22 protein-coding genes are annotated in these 17,683 nt (G+C 32.8%); 16 read left to right on the forward strand and 6 right to left on the reverse strand.

Features of this window, described 5'->3' with window-relative positions; all coding sequences use genetic code 11:
• Positions 1–311 precede the first annotated feature (311 nt).
• The 14 genes from AAHN03_RS05965 to AAHN03_RS06030 all read left to right on the forward strand — a co-directional run bounded on the left by AAHN03_RS05965 (position 312) and on the right by AAHN03_RS06030 (position 9,360).
• Positions 312–1,478 (forward strand): phage portal protein, encoded by a 1,167-nt coding sequence (locus AAHN03_RS05965; protein ID WP_342278457.1) that lies wholly within the window; start codon positions 312–314, stop codon positions 1,476–1,478.
• Positions 1,475–1,738, forward strand: coding sequence for a hypothetical protein (locus AAHN03_RS05970; RefSeq protein WP_342278458.1), 264 nt, complete (start codon positions 1,475–1,477; stop codon positions 1,736–1,738). The genes AAHN03_RS05965 and AAHN03_RS05970 overlap by 4 nt, the downstream gene beginning before the upstream one ends.
• On the forward strand, positions 1,735–2,202 hold the full coding sequence (locus AAHN03_RS05975; RefSeq protein ID WP_342278459.1) for a hypothetical protein: 468 nt from the start codon (positions 1,735–1,737) through the stop codon (positions 2,200–2,202). Before AAHN03_RS05970 ends, AAHN03_RS05975 begins: the two co-directional genes overlap by 4 nt.
• Positions 2,159–3,139: a phage terminase large subunit gene (terL, locus tag AAHN03_RS05980; RefSeq protein WP_342278460.1), complete on the forward strand. Its 981-nt coding sequence runs from the start codon at positions 2,159–2,161 to the stop codon at positions 3,137–3,139. Before AAHN03_RS05975 ends, terL begins: the two co-directional genes overlap by 44 nt.
• Positions 3,140–3,509: 370 nt before the next feature.
• Complete coding sequence (locus tag AAHN03_RS05985; protein WP_342278461.1) at positions 3,510–5,045, forward strand: phage major capsid protein; 1,536 nt, start codon at positions 3,510–3,512, stop codon at positions 5,043–5,045.
• A gap of 369 nt (positions 5,046–5,414) precedes the next feature.
• Positions 5,415–5,723, forward strand: a complete 309-nt coding sequence (locus AAHN03_RS05990) for a head-tail connector protein (RefSeq protein ID WP_342278462.1) — start codon at positions 5,415–5,417, stop codon at positions 5,721–5,723.
• A 12-nt stretch (positions 5,724–5,735) separates the two neighbouring features.
• Positions 5,736–5,954: a hypothetical protein gene (locus tag AAHN03_RS05995; protein WP_342278463.1), complete on the forward strand. Its 219-nt coding sequence runs from the start codon at positions 5,736–5,738 to the stop codon at positions 5,952–5,954.
• A 6-nt stretch (positions 5,955–5,960) separates the two neighbouring features.
• Positions 5,961–6,299: a phage head closure protein gene (locus AAHN03_RS06000; protein WP_342278464.1), complete on the forward strand. Its 339-nt coding sequence runs from the start codon at positions 5,961–5,963 to the stop codon at positions 6,297–6,299.
• A gap of 175 nt (positions 6,300–6,474) precedes the next feature.
• Entirely contained in the window at positions 6,475–6,696 is a 222-nt protein-coding gene (locus AAHN03_RS06005) for a hypothetical protein (RefSeq protein WP_342278465.1), read from the forward strand.
• A 79-nt stretch (positions 6,697–6,775) separates the two neighbouring features.
• The gene (locus AAHN03_RS06010; protein WP_342278466.1) at positions 6,776–7,594 is read left to right on the forward strand and encodes an Rpn family recombination-promoting nuclease/putative transposase; all 819 of its coding nucleotides are present in this window, start codon (positions 6,776–6,778) and stop codon (positions 7,592–7,594) included.
• A gap of 33 nt (positions 7,595–7,627) precedes the next feature.
• Complete coding sequence (locus AAHN03_RS06015; RefSeq protein ID WP_342278467.1) at positions 7,628–7,807, forward strand: nucleotidyltransferase domain-containing protein; 180 nt, start codon at positions 7,628–7,630, stop codon at positions 7,805–7,807.
• Positions 7,808–7,984: 177 nt separating this feature from the next.
• A complete protein-coding gene (locus AAHN03_RS06020) occupies positions 7,985–8,560 on the forward strand; it encodes a TIGR02217 family protein (protein WP_342278468.1) in 576 nt (191 codons plus the stop codon).
• Positions 8,557–8,823 carry a hypothetical protein gene (locus tag AAHN03_RS06025; protein WP_342278469.1) on the forward strand — a complete coding sequence of 89 codons (267 nt, stop codon included), beginning with the start codon at positions 8,557–8,559 and terminating at the stop codon, positions 8,821–8,823. The genes AAHN03_RS06020 and AAHN03_RS06025 overlap by 4 nt, the downstream gene beginning before the upstream one ends.
• A gap of 3 nt (positions 8,824–8,826) precedes the next feature.
• Complete coding sequence (locus AAHN03_RS06030; protein ID WP_342278470.1) at positions 8,827–9,360, forward strand: DUF2163 domain-containing protein; 534 nt, start codon at positions 8,827–8,829, stop codon at positions 9,358–9,360.
• 647 nt (positions 9,361–10,007) lie between these two features.
• Here the strand turns inward: AAHN03_RS06030 and AAHN03_RS06035 are convergent.
• From AAHN03_RS06035 to AAHN03_RS06045, 3 genes are all read right to left on the reverse strand, one after another.
• Complete coding sequence (locus AAHN03_RS06035) at positions 10,008–11,069, reverse strand: IS110 family transposase (RefSeq protein ID WP_342278373.1); 1,062 nt, start codon at positions 11,067–11,069, stop codon at positions 10,008–10,010.
• 145 nt (positions 11,070–11,214) lie between these two features.
• A complete protein-coding gene (locus AAHN03_RS06040) occupies positions 11,215–11,376 on the reverse strand; it encodes a hypothetical protein (RefSeq protein ID WP_341762078.1) in 162 nt (53 codons plus the stop codon).
• A 68-nt stretch (positions 11,377–11,444) separates the two neighbouring features.
• Entirely contained in the window at positions 11,445–12,254 is an 810-nt protein-coding gene (locus AAHN03_RS06045) for an enoyl-ACP reductase (protein WP_341762271.1), read from the reverse strand.
• Positions 12,255–12,339: 85 nt separating this feature from the next.
• On the opposite strand from AAHN03_RS06045, the gene lnt reads away from it, so the two are divergent.
• Together lnt and AAHN03_RS06055 are read left to right on the forward strand one after the other, a co-directional pair.
• Positions 12,340–13,848 carry an apolipoprotein N-acyltransferase gene (gene lnt / locus AAHN03_RS06050; RefSeq protein WP_342278471.1) on the forward strand — a complete coding sequence of 503 codons (1,509 nt, stop codon included), beginning with the start codon at positions 12,340–12,342 and terminating at the stop codon, positions 13,846–13,848.
• Between the two features lie 60 nt (positions 13,849–13,908).
• Entirely contained in the window at positions 13,909–14,373 is a 465-nt protein-coding gene (locus AAHN03_RS06055) for a helix-turn-helix domain-containing protein (RefSeq protein WP_341761007.1), read from the forward strand.
• Between the two features lie 92 nt (positions 14,374–14,465).
• On the opposite strand, the gene AAHN03_RS06060 is transcribed toward AAHN03_RS06055, so the two are convergent.
• From AAHN03_RS06060 to AAHN03_RS06070, 3 genes are all read right to left on the reverse strand, one after another.
• On the reverse strand, positions 14,466–15,707 hold the full coding sequence (locus tag AAHN03_RS06060) for an FAD-dependent oxidoreductase (protein WP_342278472.1): 1,242 nt from the start codon (positions 15,705–15,707) through the stop codon (positions 14,466–14,468).
• A gap of 123 nt (positions 15,708–15,830) precedes the next feature.
• Entirely contained in the window at positions 15,831–16,613 is a 783-nt protein-coding gene (locus AAHN03_RS06065; RefSeq protein WP_342279203.1) for a TatD family hydrolase, read from the reverse strand.
• The gene (locus AAHN03_RS06070; RefSeq protein ID WP_342278473.1) at positions 16,613–17,653 is read right to left on the reverse strand and encodes a mitochondrial fission ELM1 family protein; all 1,041 of its coding nucleotides are present in this window, start codon (positions 17,651–17,653) and stop codon (positions 16,613–16,615) included. Before AAHN03_RS06070 ends, AAHN03_RS06065 begins: the two co-directional genes overlap by 1 nt.
• Positions 17,654–17,683: the final 30 nt, after the last annotated feature.

Raw genomic sequence — 17,683 nt, forward strand, 5'->3', positions numbered from 1 at the left:
GAAGCCGTGAAAAAGCGGCGACGCGGCAATCCAAGATACGCGAAGCGTTACTCTAAAAAAACAGCTTCGCTGTTTATCTGGATCGCCACGGCGTCTGTCGACGCCTCGCGATGACGATTTTTTAACTTTCAACAGTTGTGATCCTAATTACACCATTTTCAACAGATTCTGAAATAAATTCAGGATGACATTTCATGGTAATAGTATTCTATTGTAAAATTTAAAGATTTGGAAGTTATTTATGCACCAAAACACTTAGTGCAAATACAAAATATGTTATAAGTGATATTTATTATTTATTTTAGGTGAATATGATAACAAAATATTTTAAAAAAATCTTTAAAGCTAAGTCCTGTAAATCACATACATTTATTGATTTTACTGCTCTAGGGAATTCGGAATTTAGGGATGTAAAAGTTGGTATAGAGGCATATCGTAAAAATGTTATAGTTTATCGATGTGTGAATTTAATAGCACAGTCAGCAAGCCATGTGCCTTGGATAGTTAGTAAAAATAATCGAGGATCTTTTGCAAGAATAGCAAATCATCCTGTTTATAATTTATTGAAAAGATCTAATCCAGAGAAAGCAGGGGCAGATTTTTTCGGTGAAGTGATAGCAAGTAAGCTGTTATATGGTAATGCCTATATTTTAGCTACATTAATGAATAATCGACCCCGGGAAATTTACTTACTGCCTAGCAATGCAACTGAGTTAGTGTTAGATAAGAACTATCCAGTAGCGTATAGATATATGAGTAGTAGTGGAGAGAAAATTTATCCTATCTCAGCAATTAATCGAATGAGTAAGGTGTTACATTTAAAAAATTATCATCCTACTAATTCGTGTTATGGATTATCTTGCCTTGATGCTGCTTCTTTACCAATTGATTTGCATTCACAGGCTACTAGCTGGAATAGCTCTTTACTAAGGAATGGAGCCCGTCCAAGCGGAGCGTTGATAGTCAAAGAGAGTAATGGTTATCTTAGTGACGAACAGTTTGATAGGCTACACGAGCAGCTTACGGAGAAATTTACCAGTAGTAATAATTCTGGTAAGCCTCTTCTTTTGGAAGGGGGACTTGATTGGCAAGAAATGAGCATTAATCCAAAAGATATGGATTTTATTGAAGCAAAAAATTCGGCAGCTAGGGAAATAGCTTTAGCTTTTGGTATTCCCCCTCAATTGCTAGGTATTAATGGCGATAATACCTATAGTAATATGCAAGAAGCTAGATTAGCTCTTTGGGAAGAGACGTTAATTCCTTTACTTGATAAATTATCAGATGCCTTAAGTAACTGGTTGTCACACTGGTATCAAGAGGGAATTATTATCGATTTTGATCGTGATAGTATTTCAGCATTAACAGAAAAACGCGAAAATTTATGGGCTAAAATCTCGAATGCTAGTTTTATGACTTTGAACGAGAAAAGGTCTCTTGTCGGTCTTAAACCAATAGATGGTGGGGATAGATTATGACAAAAGACACAATTACTACGTTATATAGTTTTATTGCTAGAATTGTTTCCCTCCTTGAAGATGAACTAGACGAGCTAGGATCAAAAAAATCCAAGGGTGAGATAATAATTAAGAAAAATATTACAGAAACGCTGAATAAATTAGTCAATTTAATTATTCAGCTAAATAAGCTCAGCAAAGATGAGGATTTAAATGAAAATACTATAGTGAAAGAAGAGGATGAAGCAATCATATCCGAGTTTTTGAGTAAATATCAATGACTTATCCAAAGAAGTTATTACATGCAATATTGAGACAAGACTTTAATAGTTTCATAAATAAAGTGTTTAATACAATTAATCCTGGGATAGAATATCAAGCCAATTGGCATATTGAGCTTATTGCTGAATATTTACAAGCAGTACAAAAGGGCGATATTAAAAGGTTAATAATCAATATGCCGCCTAGGCCTCTAAAATCTGTGTGTATTGGAGTGGCATGGCCAGCTTGGATATTAGGACATGATCCAACAAAAAGGATCATGTCTGCCAGCTATTCTCAAGTGTTAAGTGTAAAACACTCTTTAGATTGTCGTTTTGTACTTACTTCCGACTGGTATAGCCAAGTTTTTCCTAAGACGGTTTTAAGTAAAAAACATAATCAAAAAAGTAAGTTTATGACAAAGGATAATGGTTTTAGATTTGCTACGTCAGTTGGAGGTTCAGCAACAGGCGAGGGGGGGTGATATACTTATTATAGATGATCCTCATAACCCGAGTCAAATCAACTCACCAAAAATGCGAAAGCGAGTAGTTGAATGGTTTGAACAAACTTTTGTCACTAGACTTAACAATAAGAATACAGGAGCAATAGTATTAGTTATGCAGAGATTACACGAAGAAGATTTAAGTGGGCATTTGCTTCTTAATTCCAATTCTTGGCATCACTTAAAAATTCCAGCTATGGCCAAACGAAATCAAGTATATTCTATTAATAATTATAAATATCAATATGTTAAAGGCGATATTTTACATGGGTTTCGAGATAACCCTGAATATCTTATAAAATTAGAACAGGAAATTGGTATACATAATTATGCTGCTCAATATTTGCAAGAACCAATAGCTAATAATTGTATATTATTGAATATGGAGGATATTAGCTTTTATGAGAGCTTGCCGGAAAACTTTGATTATTTCGTGCAAAGCTGGGATACTGCCATTAAAATTTCAGAAAATGCTGATTATAGTGTTTGTACCTCTTGGGGCATTTTAGATAAGAGATATTATCTTGTATCAATGTTCAGGCAAAAACTTACTTATCCAGAGTTAAAGAGTCAAGTAGAGAAATTAGCCAAGAAATATTGTCCTAGATATATATTAATTGAAGATAAAGCAAGTGGTCAGCAAGTTATACAAGATCTAAGATTAGATGGAGTTGTTAACATAGTTGCCATAAAACCAAAACTTGATAAAATCACTAGATTTTCCTCAGTGTTAACTTTATTCCAATCTTCAGCCGTAGCTTTGCCAAAACAATCGGCTTTTAATACTACACTACTTAATGAATTGTTAAGTTTTCCACATTGCAAAAATGATGACATAGTTGATTCAGTTAGTCAATTTTTGAATTTTATAAAGAAACAATCTAACAAAGCAACAGTAAGGATACGAGGGTTTTAGTTGGTTACATTTATAAGTCATCCCCTGTTTGCTTTTTGTCATAGTACCCTAAATTTTTTGTATGACCACTATTAATATGCCTTCCAACCGTCATTGCGAGGAGGCGATGAAATCGCCGACGTGGCAATCTTGTGAAGTATTACTCCTCACTTCACGAGATCGCCACGGCACCTAACGGTGCCTCGCGATGACGATTATACAAAAAATGTAAGGTACTATGGAATTAATATACCCGTACCGCCAACAATTATTAGTAGTTTGTCTCTTTTACTAATCTCATTTTATTTTTTTATAAATTTTTTTCATAAAACACTTAGTGCTAGAGATTTATAATATATATTACCATTAGTCGTTGCAATTATAAGGTAATATGTATACTCAAAACTTACATCAGAATCAAGTGATTCAAAATTTAATCATAAAATCTAGTACAGACAATGGCGTAGTTATTTCAGGTTATGCTAGTGTTTATAATATTTCTGACCAGCATAATGACCTAATTGTTAAAGGAGCTTTTGCCTCAGCTAATCATTCACATATCAAGTTTCTTTGGCAACATGATTGGCAAAAACCAATAGGTGTAATTAAGTCTTTGATAGAGGATGATTACGGCTTAAAAGTTGAAGCTGTAATTAATAATAAAATTGAAAAAGGCAAAGAGGCTATAGAACTTGTCCGTCAAGGGGCAGTTGATAGTCTTTCCATCGGTTTTAATATAAAACTATCAAATTACAATAACTTAAATCAAAGAGTTATCACTGAAGCTGAATTAATTGAGGTTAGTATAGTAACTTTTCCAGCCAATTATCATGCTAAGATTTCGCATATCACAAAACAAATATATTCAAATGATACAATTTTAATGGAGAATAACATGGATACAGAATTAATGACCAAACAAAACAATAATGAGATAAAAATCAATGAGTTACAGGAGAAAATATATAATCTAGAAAATTTTTTGTCTCGTCCAGAAATAGGGGGGATGCAAGATATTGAGTATAAAACAGCTTTTGATAGTTATATTCGTAAAGGTAGCCAAAGTGAATTAATCCAAAAATCTTTAAATAGTGGGGAGCAGGAAGGTGGGGTATTATTAGTACCAGCTTTATATAATAGTATAATCACTGAGATTAACGCTAGATCACCTATGAGGCAATTAGCATCAATTGAAATAATTTCTAGTAATGCCCTTGATATAGTAATTGAAGATGGCAATTTTGCTAGTGGTTGGGTTGGCGATCTAGAGGCAAGAGATGAAACAACTGCTCCTAAATTAAAGCAACAGAGAATTTTTGTACATGAGCTTTACGCTCAGCCAAAAGCCAGCCAAACTTTGATAGATGATTCAGCTATTAGGATAGAGAACTGGCTGATAGAGAGTTTAAGAGATAGTTTTGTAAAAGCCGAAAATGATGCGTTTATTAATGGAGATGGTAAGAAGAGACCGAAAGGTATTTTATCTAGATATCATGATAAAATAGAACATTTTGATATGGGTGAGCAAGTTACCGCAGAAAAATTACTGGATTTTATCAATTTGCTTGATGAAGAATATTTGGCAAATGCTAGTTTTTTAATGAACCGTACTACCTTGTCATTCATTCAAAAACTGCAAGATAATAATGGTCGTTTTATTTGGCAGCAGTCGCTCTCGGACTCTTTAAAGCAAACAATTTTTGGAGTGCCTGTGGTTTGTTGTTCTGAAATGCCCTCGATAAAGAAAGATAATATTGCAATTGTCATAGGTGATTTTAAATCAGCATATAAAATTATAGATCGTGGTGGTATTAATATCATGAGAGACCCTTATACCGATAAGCCATTTGTAAAATTTTATGCAGTCAAAAGAGTAGGGGGCGATGTAGTAAATCAGAGTGCTATTAAATTGGCGATGTTTGGCTGAGCCAGAAATAAAAGGTCTATTAGCGAAGTGCTGCTGTAAGGCTTAAACCGTCTATTAGCGAGCGAACGTATGTGAGCGTGGCAATCCATGAAGCTTGTCATATAGATTGCTTAGTCGCCACAAAGTGGCTCTTCGCAATGACGCTAGGCATCAACTTAAGAGCGTAATGATTGAACATGTATAAACAAATTAAACACAGCCGTCATAGCAAGGCTCGTTAGATGCCGTGGCGATCCAAGTAAACAGTGAAGCTGTTTTTTTAGAGTAACGCTTCGCGTATCCTAGATTGCCGCGTCGCCGCTTGCAGCGGCTTCTCGCAATGACGATCCCGCTTACGCGGGGATTATATCCTTTTTTGTTAGGTATTATATGCATAAAGAAAATATATTTAAAGTTATTGAATTAATTCCTCAGACTATTTGGACTTTAGTAGAAGTTAAAAACTATATGAGGATAGAAGGTAATTATGATGATGATTTAATTAATAGTCTAATAAATGCGGCAATTATGGCCGCTGAGAATTTTACTAAACTTACGATAATAACAAGGAGGATAGAATTTATTTGCAATATTAAAAATCAGCAAAATTTTCAGTTAAAATATCAACCGATAAAGGAGCTAGTAAAAATTACTCTAACAAATAGTGATGGACCAGCGATTGAGTTACAATCTAGGTAATATCACCTAGATATGGCTAGATCATTATTATGTTTAAATAAAAAATTAGAAAATTGTCAGCTAATGGTTGAATATTTTGCTGGTTATGATAGGATTAGTATCCCAGCATCAATAAGACATGGAATATTAATGCATATAGCAGAAATGTATGACAGAGAAAGGCAAAATGCTACTTCTTTGTCAACGGAAGTTAAAAATTTATATTTAGCATATAGACAATTAAAAATATAGTTAAAAATGAAAAAATCAGTAGCACGTAGTTTGCAGCATCAGGTAAAAATTTTAGAAAACTTTTCTACAAGTGAAATAGAGCAAGAAAAATGGCAAGAGAAATTATCTGTTTATGCTGAAATAAAACCTATTTGTGATAATCGATTTATATCGATAGAACCTGTGAATTTTGGTCATATTATGACGGAAGGGTTTTATCTGTTTAAAATAAGATTTATCAAAGGCGTTACCACCAAGATGCGTATATCATTTAGAGATAGGCAATTTGAAATTAAGCGGATTATTAACGTGGCAGAACAAAGTAAATTTTTGAATATCGTAGGGCTAGAGATATATGTCTGTTAATTTTATTCATGATTTTCACATGACAATATATAAATTATTATCTAATGACCAAGATATTAGACTTAGCGTTGATCGAATTTACATATCGGTAGTCCAAGATGCAAAATATCCGTTCTTACTAATAAATATTTTGAAAGTTGAAAATATATCAAGATTAAATCAAAATATTTACTAGGTGGAATTTGAGATAAGTGCTTTTGCTAGGGATAAAAACCAAGGTCTGTTGACTTTACTTGCTGAAAAAATTACTAATAAATTAACAGCTAATGTATGTATTCTTCAAGATTATATGGTTGCTAGTATGAAAGCATGTAATATAAATTTTCAGCGTAGTTCTGACCTTATAACTACTAAGCTTACGATAGATTATAAAGCTTTATTGAAGGGGAATAGTTGATGAAAATAAACTATTCCATATACTCAAAGATCAGAAGATGATAGAGTTGATAATATTGAAGGAAAAGGGAGTAATTGATATGGAAAAATATTTAGACCCAACAAATGATAGTCTGTTTAAGAAAATCTTCCGTGATAAGGAGAATTTAAAAGAATTTCTTAATAGTGTTCTTGATTTATCTGAAATGTACAGAATTAAGGAAATTGAATTTATTCCAGTAGAAGAATTAGCGGGGATTCATAAGGGTAGGAGAAGTGTATTTGATTTAAAAGTTAAAGATGAATCAGGAAACTGGTACATTATCGAAATGCAAAAAAGAAATGAAACCAATTATTTAAAAAGAGTACAATATTATTCTGCCCATTCATATGTTGGGCAACTTATAGAAGGTTTAACTCACTTGGATTTATTGCCAGTAATAGTGATTTCATTGGTAAAAACTAGAATATTTGACAAAGAAGTGCCTTATATAAGTATTCATAAAAATGTTGAGACTACTACTAATAAACAATATTTATTTGACCTCTCTTATATATTTATAGAGCTTGGAAAATTTAAAAAAACACAATTAACCAGTGTTGCTGATGAGTGGTTACATCTATTCAAATGTGCAACACAAGAGACAGAACCACCTAAAGATATTAAGAGCAGTAAGGTATTAGATGCTTACCATATGATTGAACGGTATAAGCTTACCCCAGCAGAATACGACTTATATATTAGGACTAAATTGCAGGAAGATGCAGAAGAACTTGCTTTAGCAGAAAATTTTAATGAAGGTAGAGCTGAAGAAAAAATAACAATAGCAAAAGAAATGCTAGCTAATAATGAGCCGATAGAAAAAATAGTTAAATATACAGAACTATCCATAGAAGAAATAGAACAGCTAAAGAAATAAGCTTTGTATACTCAAATGATTTGGAGAAATTAAATGATTAATCTTGAACAAGAAGATTTTTTATTATTGAAATCTATCTTAAAAAAATATCCATATACATTTCAAGCATATGGCTCTCGCAGTAAAGGTAGCAATAGGAAATTTTCTGATCTTGACCTTTGCATTATGGAACTAATAAGTGATGAAGAATTACTTAACTTGCAAGAGGAATGAGAATGTAAACAATCAGGCTTAAAGCGGTTTGACGCCTGATTGTTAAATATTTCATTTGCTAATAGATTAAAATGCATTAGTACCAGCCGCTTCAAGAATGCATTTTTTTGATATTCTAGCCAGTTTTGGATTAAAATTTTTAATTCTAATCCAAAACTGAAGTTTATAGGAGAAATTATGAATTTTCATGATATACGTATGCCAAAATTTATTGAAACTTTTGCTGTTGGCAGACCAGAATTTGCTACTTCTTGTGCTATGACATTATCGGGCAGGGAAGTGAGAAATTTAGATAGAGAATATGCTAAACAAAAATATTTGATTAAAAATTGTCGTCTGAGTAGTCTCGAATTTGAACAGTTTAGTTCTTTCTTTAGAGCAAGAAGGGGAGGGAATTTTGCCTTCCGCTTTAGAGATAATGTCGATTATCAAGTATCAAGGCAAATTATTGGCAAAGGTGATGGGGAATTAACCCAATTCCAACTGGTTAAACTATATGAAGACCCAATTTTGCCCTACGCTAGGATAATTAGTAAACCGGTATTTGCTAGTGGAGAATTCTATGTTAATGATATCAATACAGAGGTGCAAGTTGATTATAATACTGGAGTAGTAACCTTGCCAAAACCATTAGATAAAGATCAAATTTTGACAGGTAATTTTATTTTTGATGTAGCTGTGCGATTTGCTAGTGATAGTTTTGAGTATTTTTATTCTTCTGATGGGTCAATAGAATTATTGGAGGTTATATGACAGTAGCTTTAACAGAAAACATTGATAATCCCATAGCTGAATTACAGGGGTTTACTTATTGTTTCCATATAAAACTACAAGACAATCTTGATCTGTATCTTACCGAGTCTGATAGATCTTTATCAATTGATAATATAATATTTGTTCCGAATTCTGGAGTGACTTTAAAGGAAGGAGGATTTAATGATTCTGCTCAGAATTACATTATCTTAGAAGGAGTTTTTGAGAATAAGGGAGTAAAGCAACATTATGATTTAGCCTAGGCTATGGTCAAGATATATGTTTGTTTTGCTAACTCTTGTAGGCATTTTGTTACTTATCGCTGCATCACTTATACTAAAAGAGATTTGGATTTTACTTTACGTTTAGAGCCAAATATAGATGTATATAATCAGTCGTTACTGCAATCTTTTAGTAAGAATTGTCGTGCTAATTTTGGTGATTTGAAATGCAAAATAGATAAAACAGTTTATAGTCAGATATATAATATTAAGGAAATGTTTGGTAGAACTATGGTTATCTCAAACCTTGATAAAGAAAATGGTTATTTCAATTACGGGGATGCTATTTTAGCTAATAGTCAAGCTGATGTTCAATTTTATAGTAAAATCCTTAGTCATTCTGAGAATTTAATTACATTGGATAAAACAATTCCCGATAGTATGAAGCATAATAAAACTGTTTTACTTACTGTAGGTTGTGATAAAAAATTTACAACTTGTTGCAATAAGTTCAACAATGCAGTAAATTTCAGAGGAGAGCCATTGATTCCTGATGATAACTTTATCAAAGTGATTTAGGTAAGGCAGAACTATTAAAATGGCTGCTGATCGTCTATTAGCGAGGAGACCGTAGGTCGACGAAGCAACCTATATGACAAGTTGTTTCATGGGGGTTGCCACCATAACTGTTGAAAGTTTACAAATACCTATACCACAGCGTCTATTAGCGAGCGTAAGCGAAGCAATCTAGGAACAATCTATAGATAAATGATGTTACTAGATTGCTTCGTCGACCTACGGTCTCCTCGCTACTCATCTTCGAGATAAATATGAGCAGAAATTATGCTATAGAACGTGAGTATTATGCGACGAGTGGAGTGTAGAATTAAATTCTCGTTACTGACTACATGTATGGACCTCCTGTAAAATGCAAGAAAAAAATAACATCTAATAGCAAAAATGCAAATGCATACATGTATCCGGCTTATAGTTAATAAATTATGTATAATTTATCCTACAGCCCTGATGGAATTCGCTGGCTTACAAACTATATACTTATCATTTTATCGGCTTCAAAGAGCCATTGTAGTCATCAGTTTCTTTGTAAGCTAAGGTTTGTCTTATTTACCATCAATATTATTATCTCACGCATATTCCGGGTTGGAATCTCTTACATATTCTTTGTTTACCTATTAATTAATAAACCACTATTTATTTTATGTTAATTATAATAGCTCTGTGCTACAAACTTTACTCTCTACATAATCATCCCCTGACCTTAGTACTGCAAACACCACTCTTGCCAGTTTATTAGCTACAGCAACTACTGTTTTATTATGTCCATTTCGCTCAGATAAATTAAACATCCACTGCGTAAATTTGCTAAAATCTTTTTTAGATTTTTGTTCTTCCGATGTAAATCTTATCTTGGCATTTAGTACAGCTCTAGCTCCTTGGATCAATAGAGTACGCAAGTAAACATCACCTCGCTTGCTAATTCCAAGCAACTTATCTTTCCCTCCACTGGAATGCTGCCTTGGCACTAATCCAAACCATGCCGATAATTGCCTGCCATTCTCAAAACTTGTAGCATTACCTATTGATGCTATTAAAGCAGTAGCAGTAATTAAACCAAGACCAGGTATAGCTGTTAATCGTTGATATTGAGTTAAGTTGCTAGCTATTATTTTTAATCTTTTTTCTATCTCTTTTATTTTTTTGTCATTATCCAAAAATTCCTCTTTCAGTTCACTAAATGTTTGGTAACCTAGCTGACTCAAATTTCCTTCATCTAAAATCTCAGTTAATTTTGTTACAACCTTATTGATCCCTTGAGGAATAATAAAACCAAATTCATGTAATAATCCTCTAATTTCATTCGCAAGTGCCGTACGGTTTTTTACCAATCTCTCTCTTACCCGATGAATTGACAAAATATCTTGTTGTTCTACAGTTTTAATTGGTACAAACCTCATATTTGGTCTTGTTACCGCTTCACATATAGCTTCTGCATCAGCTTGATCATTTTTATTAGTTTTAACATACGGTTTGACAAATTGTGCTGCCATTAGTTTTACTGTATGCCCCAATTTAGTTATTTCTCTTGCCCAGTAACTAGCTCCGCCGCAAGCTTCCATCCCTACCAAACATTTTGGTAAATTAGCCATAAATGTTAAAACTTGATCTCTCATTAATTTTTTCTTTAATACCGTCTTACCATTTTTATCTACACCATGAATTTGGAAAATTCTTTTTGCAATATCTATACCAATTGTGGTAACTTCCATCTTAGCATCCTGATTGTTATTTTAATATTTAATATTAACTTTAGAAGATTAGCAACTGCTTTTCATTCTGTATATCAGGAGATCCATACCATTATTTTTTCACCTGTGGAATTTTATAATAAAGAAATACTGATAAAAGTGTACTTTAATGACAAGAGTTTTTATTTGAAACAAAACAATGGTAATACACATAAGAAGCATTATGTTGACTAATTTTTAGTATGTCAAGTAGAAAAGTGATGTTTACATGACTACAAACTTCATGCCAAAACCACTGCAAACCTGATTCTTTAGACGTTTCAAGCACTTTTTCGTCTCGAAGATGAGTCGCTAATAGACGGTTTAAGCCTTACAACAGTGCTTCGCTAATAATAGTTAATGGCAATTACTAGAACCTTTACCCATCCCTACTGTAGTGTTATAGCCACAATCTACATAATGTATTTCACCAGTAACTCCTTCTGCTAAGTTACTCAGCAAATATAATGTAGCCCCTGCAACATCACGCTGAGAAGTGTTTCTGCGTAACGGCGATGCAGCTTCATGGAGAGCTAACATAGTTTTGAAATCACTAATACCACTAGATGCTAGAGTTTTTATAGGACCAGCTGATATGGCATTTACTCGGATGTTATTTGATCCCATATCAGTTGCAAGATATTTTACACTAGATTCTAACGCAGCTTTAGCAGGTCCCATGACATTATAATTAGGTACTACTTTTTGTGAGCCATAATAAGTTAGGGTAAGAATACTACCACCATCTTTCATCAAAGGTTCTGCACGTTTTGCCAAGGCAATTAGAGAATAACATGATATATTCATGGTATTAAGAAAGTTAGACAATGAGGTATCTATATATCTGCCTTTTAATTCATTCCTGTCAGAGAAACCTATAGAATGAACCAAAAAATCAAGTTTGCCCCACTTCTGCTCAATAATTTTAAACAAATTATCAAGTGATTCTTCATCTGTTACATCACATGGAACAACGAAATCACACTTAATTTCTTCAGCAAGTGGTATAACGCGTTTCTCAAGCACTTCTCCTTGATAAGTCAAGGCTAAGTTTGCCCCATGTTCTTTGGCAATTTGAGCAATAGCCCAAGATATTGATAAATTATTAGCGACACCTGTAATTAATCCTTTCTTACCATCAAGCAAAGCAGTGACTTTAACTTGCATATATATTCCTTATTTTTATTAAAACCTTGCCCAAACAATAGCATGATGTATATTTTTGTAAACAATTTTTATCAAAGTAACATTAATGTTCTCATCCAAAATATTCACCCTGATTTCAGGTATGATTAGTGGTTTAGTTTTTGCTCCAATTTTCTTTATACCTGGATTATTTGCCTTGGCACTGCTATGTTATCAAGTACAAATTGCTAATAGCTGGAAAGAAGCCTCTATATTAGGTTTTATATTTGGCTATGGACATTTTTTAGTCAGTATGTACTGGATTAGTATAGGGGTTACTGTTTATATTGATGAATTTTGGTGGGCAGTGCCACTGGCATTATTTGGCCTACCAATTATTTTGGCTTGTTTCATTGCTACAACCTGTGGTTTCGGATTCCTAGCCAAGAGTCATCATTTTTATCAGTTTATCTTTTGCCTTTATTGGGTATTTTTTGAATGGGTACGATCATGGATATTTACCGGGTTACCATGGAATTTGCTTGGATATGCTTTTTCATTTTCTGATATTCTAATTCAGTCTTCTAGTATCATAGGAATATATGGGTTAAGTTTTATTGTAATATATATATCAACTAGTTTTTATCATATCTTTACTAAACAATATAATCTATTAAAAATATTATTAGCAAATTCATTGATAATAATCTCTCTAATAACTTCCTACGGTTTATTAAAGCTACACAACAATCCTACCAGCTTCTCAAATATAAAAGTTCGACTAGTTCAGCCAAGTATTCCACAAATTGCTAAGTGGGACGTTGAAGAATTTTGGAAAAATTTTAATCTTCATATCGCATTGTCTAAAGAGCCGGGCAACGTAGACCTAATTATATGGTCGGAAGCTGCTATGGTAGCACCGCATGATTACCAACCAATCAAAATAAAAATATTAAAGATGCTAAAAATTAAAAAGGCAATTTTAATTACTGGTGGTATAACAAATAATGGTAAGAACGGGGAGGATTTTGAAATTTATACGAGTTTATACGCTTTAACAGAAGTGGGAAATAAATTATTTGAGTATCATAAATCTCATTTAGTACCATTTGGTGAGTATATGCCTCTCAAATGGCTATTACCATTTAAGAAATTAACCGCTGGGTTGTTAGATTATACCGCAGGAGATAGACAGCTCGTTAGTCTTGATAAACCTAATATAACCATAAAACCACTTATTTGCTATGAATCAATTTTCCCAAATTTTGTCCGAACGAGTAATAAACTCTCAGATGTGATCATTAATGTCACTAATGATGCATGGTATGGAAACTCCACTGGTCCATACCAACATTTACAGATTAGTCGTATGCGTAGTGTAGAAAACGGTCTTCCTATGCTTAGAACGGCTAATAATGGTATATCGGCTGTAATAGATCCCGTAGGCAGAATTATTCAACAACGTCACATCAATGAAGTAGGTTATATAGATAACTTACTTCCTAACAAGCTAAAATTTGAAACTTTATATTCACAATTTGGAGATATATGTGCCTTGTTAGCAATAATAACTACCCTTATTAGTTACATTTTAATAAAAAATATTATTAATATCAATAAAAAATTACTTGATTAAGCTAGAATATTATACTATCATTAGTTGCAATAGGTAGAGAAATATTAAATTATTATAACAATGAATAAATATAATGAATCAAAAGAAAGAATAAATATAATTGTAGGTATGCGTTTAAAAAAGCGTCGTATAATGCTCGGCATGAGCCAACAAGAATTGAGTGAAGCTATTAATCTTAGTGTAAAACAGATACAAAAATATGAAAATGCTACTACCCCCATAGCTGGCAGTATATTGTATTTTTTTGCAAAAATATTAAATGTATCTATTGAATATTTTCTTGATATGACTAAAACTACTGAGGTATCAGAGGATTACCTATTTGGTACGCAAGACAACAATAGTCTTGTAAATAATATTATTGCTGAAGATAAAGCAGAGTATTTAGTACCTTTAAAATACGACACAGAAAAAGAAGTATCTTATCTTGTGGAAGGATTTACCGAGATTCAAAATCCACATATTAGGCAGAAAATAGTTGAACTGATTAAGTCAATAGTAGCATCTCAAGGTAATCAAATATAAACCGTAGTAATTAACTAGCTTTACAAGTTGGTCAACTATCGAATTTGGGATAAGAATTGACTAATTCTTATCCCAAATTCGCGTAGCTAGGGTTATTTTTTTGCTTTACTAGCATCAATATCATAAAAACTCCTTGCTCTTTCAACTATCAGATCAAACTGTTCTTCATTGGGAGTTTGTGGTGTAGCTCCTTCAATAAATGTTCCACCAATAACCCCTACATCATCAGCACTACTGCTAGGTAAATGCTTTGGATGCATGTAAAAATACCAATTTACTGCTTGCCCAGAACTAGTTTTACCATTACCTAAATTAACTGAAATTAAATATTTCACATCTTCAGTATCTTGGTTTTTTAACATAATTAAATGTCCTTGGCCAAGAGTCATTGCATTATCATTATCAAGTTCTTTAGCACCAAGACCGGTACAATCTACTATATATTTAGTTTTAATTTCTGCAAAATTTTGAATTTTATTTTTAATAAAAGGTACTTTCTTATTTTTTAAATAAGTTGTCAAACTTATCATCATTTTTGGTACATTGATCAGAATTCCGTCATCGTAAGCTACCATAACTCTTGTTGTACCATTACCAAAATCAAGTACTACATCTTTGGCTGGTTGCATTACCCCGGCAGTTACATAAGGTTCTAGATCTGATTCTTCCCTAGTTGGAAAGTAAGCTGGCATTATAACAGCTCCATCTATAAAATTACTCTGTTGTTTTTTAGCAATAGCAGAATAAACTTTATAAGCATTAACAGCTATTTTATTCATCATGGGTCTTGCATTTGGTGGATAATCCATGAAAGAAGGCTTAAGCAATCCACCAGCATTATTAGAAGCCAGTCCATCAAATTGGTCAGCAATAATAGTGATGTTACTATACCCCTTTTCAATCAGATCATAAGCACTCCATAACCCCATAACACCAGCTCCGATAATAGTAATGGGAGTATCAGGTTTTAAATCAGTAGCATATTCTGATTTTTGCAATAATTCATTAACATAAGCAATAGCTCCTGGTGCTAATGTCCAACCGCTACCACTATGACCATAATTATGGGCAATAACTTTATCACCTAGCTTAGTAACAGTCATATTTGGTATACCATGCCTTGTAGGGCGATAACATATAATTCTTTGACCAAGATTAACAGCTTCTAGTTTTAGTGGGACAATTTTTCGTATTTCAGGTTGAGCTTGTGGTTGAGCGTACACCGTTGGTAACATAAATATTAGAACCATAGCAAAAGATTTAACAGAATTAACCAATATGTTCCAATATTGATATAGAGTAGGAGGTAGTAACTTCAATAAGGTGGTAAACATATTTAACTCATTAATTAAAGTTGATTATTAACTATTAGCAACATCATACGCATTAGTCTATTATGTAAATAAATCTGATCTAAAGATATATTATTTTTATTAGCAATATGTGATAATTTCCTTTCAAACAGTAGTTGAATATATAAGATGTGTTTTAGTAAATAAAGACATAAAATTTTTGGAAGTGGCACTTGCTACTATTTCTAGGTTTGTTTCCTTTATTTCAGCTATTTTTTCTGCTACATATTTAACAAAGGCTGGCTCATTTTGTTTTCCACGCATTGGAACAGGAGCTAGGTAAGGAGAATCTGTTTCAATTAATAATCTATCTAGTGGAATATAACGTACTATATCCTGTAAACTAGTTGCATTTTTAAAAGTTACAATTCCAGCAACCGATATATACATACCAAGGTCAAGCATTTTTTTTGCCAAATGTTCTGAGGAGGTAAAGCAATGAATAAGACCGGTAAATGGTGCATTTTGCATTTCACTGCTTAAAATATCAATGGTGTCTTCTTCTGCTTCTCTTGTATGGACTATAATTGGTAATCCTGTGCCTTGAGACGCTTTTATATGCTCTTGAAAAGACCCAATCTGTTTATTTTTGTCGGATGTTTGGTAATAATAATCAAGACCAGTTTCACCAATACCAATAATTTTGGGGTGATTACAATATTCCATAATAGTTTCGTACGAGACAATTTCCTTGACTTCATTGGGATGAACACCGCATGAGGCAAAGATGTTTCCGTATTTTACGGTTATTTCTAAAATAGCTGGTAATTCCTCAAGCGTAGTACAGATAGTCTGCATGTACTGAACACCATTATCCTTAGCCCGAGCTATTATTGCCGATAAATCTTCTTTTAACATGTTAAGGTGACAATGAGAATCAATTAATATCATGAGCGTATCCAATTTTTTGAGACTATTCTATTAGCAATTATATTAGCAATTTTTTCTACTTCATTAAGTGGGATATAATTATACTGTTCAAGCTGAGTTACAGATTCGTCTAATATTCTCGCTATTCCTAATTCTACCAATTTTTGTATAAACGATAGATGTTTAGGTAATTTAAAATTATTAGGGCAAAATATGTAAAGAGGCTTGCCGGTGGAGGCTGCCTCACTACACATTGAAATCGAATCAGCAGTGGAAATTATGTAATCTGCCTGTGATAACATACCAAAATAAGGGTTAGGTTTAGTGTTTTCCTCTGTTGGATCGTAAATAATAGCAGAGGAAGATACATTGTTTTTAATAATTTCTTTTGCTGAATTGGGGGTGCGTCTACTAAAACTAATAAACAAGCTATATTCTTTGCTTTTTTGTATAAGATTAGATAATATTGTTACAATTTGGCGAGCATTATCATCGGTAAAAGTATAATTTTTACTATTACCACCGATAATTACTGAGATAAATTTCCCAAGTTTTGGATAATTTTTACGTAATTCAATGCCACCATCCTGTATTTTTGCTTGGACATTGTTCAGAGCCCCAGTAATTCTCAATATACTCAAATCACTTGAGTACATATTTAGTTCTTCCTTACTAACTTTATCATGGTGTGGTAAAATAATTAGATCAAATTGCTTGAGCGGTAGGTTAGGGTGCATAATTTGAACAATTTTTATTCTACCATTAGACTTATGTTTTAAATAACTTGCTAAAGAAGCAGTTCTTCTCCCAGCAGAAATTATTAAATCTGGGAATCCTTGCCTGTCTGTAATAGTTTCCCACGATTGTAATAGTTCCTTTTTTACATGGATAGGGCTTAATCGAAGTAAGAAATTTGGCAAATTACCCCAAAAATTATATTCAATAGGTTTTAATTCATAACCAAGCTTGATATTTTCTGCTAGAGCTATGGCTTGATTAACGTTACCTACGCAGCTGTCAGCTAGTACCCAAATTTTAGGTTTAGTAGTATCTATCATATTTTTTTCTATCTATATTATTATTCCTAG

This window comes from Candidatus Tisiphia endosymbiont of Myopa tessellatipennis, assembly GCF_964031105.1.
Classification (GTDB): domain Bacteria; phylum Pseudomonadota; class Alphaproteobacteria; order Rickettsiales; family Rickettsiaceae; genus Tisiphia.

Bases quoted from the DNA above. Each gene is read 5' to 3' on its own strand.
- AAHN03_RS05965 (WP_342278457.1), top strand. From the start codon at position 312: ATGATAACAAAATATTTTAAAAAAATCTTTAAAGCTAAGTCCTGTAAA.
- AAHN03_RS05970 (WP_342278458.1), top strand. From the start codon at position 1,475: ATGACAAAAGACACAATTACTACGTTATATAGTTTTATTGCTAGAATT.
- AAHN03_RS05975 (WP_342278459.1), top strand. From the start codon at position 1,735: ATGACTTATCCAAAGAAGTTATTACATGCAATATTGAGACAAGACTTT.
- AAHN03_RS05985 (WP_342278461.1), top strand. From the start codon at position 3,510: ATGTATACTCAAAACTTACATCAGAATCAAGTGATTCAAAATTTAATC.
- AAHN03_RS05990 (WP_342278462.1), top strand. From the start codon at position 5,415: ATGCATAAAGAAAATATATTTAAAGTTATTGAATTAATTCCTCAGACT.
- AAHN03_RS05995 (WP_342278463.1), top strand. From the start codon at position 5,736: ATGGCTAGATCATTATTATGTTTAAATAAAAAATTAGAAAATTGTCAG.
- AAHN03_RS06000 (WP_342278464.1), top strand. From the start codon at position 5,961: ATGAAAAAATCAGTAGCACGTAGTTTGCAGCATCAGGTAAAAATTTTA.
- AAHN03_RS06010 (WP_342278466.1), top strand. From the start codon at position 6,776: ATGGAAAAATATTTAGACCCAACAAATGATAGTCTGTTTAAGAAAATC.
- AAHN03_RS06015 (WP_342278467.1), top strand. From the start codon at position 7,628: ATGATTAATCTTGAACAAGAAGATTTTTTATTATTGAAATCTATCTTA.
- AAHN03_RS06020 (WP_342278468.1), top strand. From the start codon at position 7,985: ATGAATTTTCATGATATACGTATGCCAAAATTTATTGAAACTTTTGCT.
- AAHN03_RS06025 (WP_342278469.1), top strand. From the start codon at position 8,557: ATGACAGTAGCTTTAACAGAAAACATTGATAATCCCATAGCTGAATTA.
- AAHN03_RS06030 (WP_342278470.1), top strand. From the start codon at position 8,827: ATGGTCAAGATATATGTTTGTTTTGCTAACTCTTGTAGGCATTTTGTT.
- AAHN03_RS06035 (WP_342278373.1), bottom strand. From the start codon at position 11,069: ATGGAAGTTACCACAATTGGTATAGATATTGCAAAAAGAATTTTCCAA.
- AAHN03_RS06045 (WP_341762271.1), bottom strand. From the start codon at position 12,254: ATGCAAGTTAAAGTCACTGCTTTGCTTGATGGTAAGAAAGGATTAATT.
- lnt (WP_342278471.1), top strand. From the start codon at position 12,340: ATGTTCTCATCCAAAATATTCACCCTGATTTCAGGTATGATTAGTGGT.
- AAHN03_RS06055 (WP_341761007.1), top strand. From the start codon at position 13,909: ATGAATAAATATAATGAATCAAAAGAAAGAATAAATATAATTGTAGGT.
- AAHN03_RS06060 (WP_342278472.1), bottom strand. From the start codon at position 15,707: ATGTTTACCACCTTATTGAAGTTACTACCTCCTACTCTATATCAATAT.
- AAHN03_RS06070 (WP_342278473.1), bottom strand. From the start codon at position 17,653: ATGATAGATACTACTAAACCTAAAATTTGGGTACTAGCTGACAGCTGC.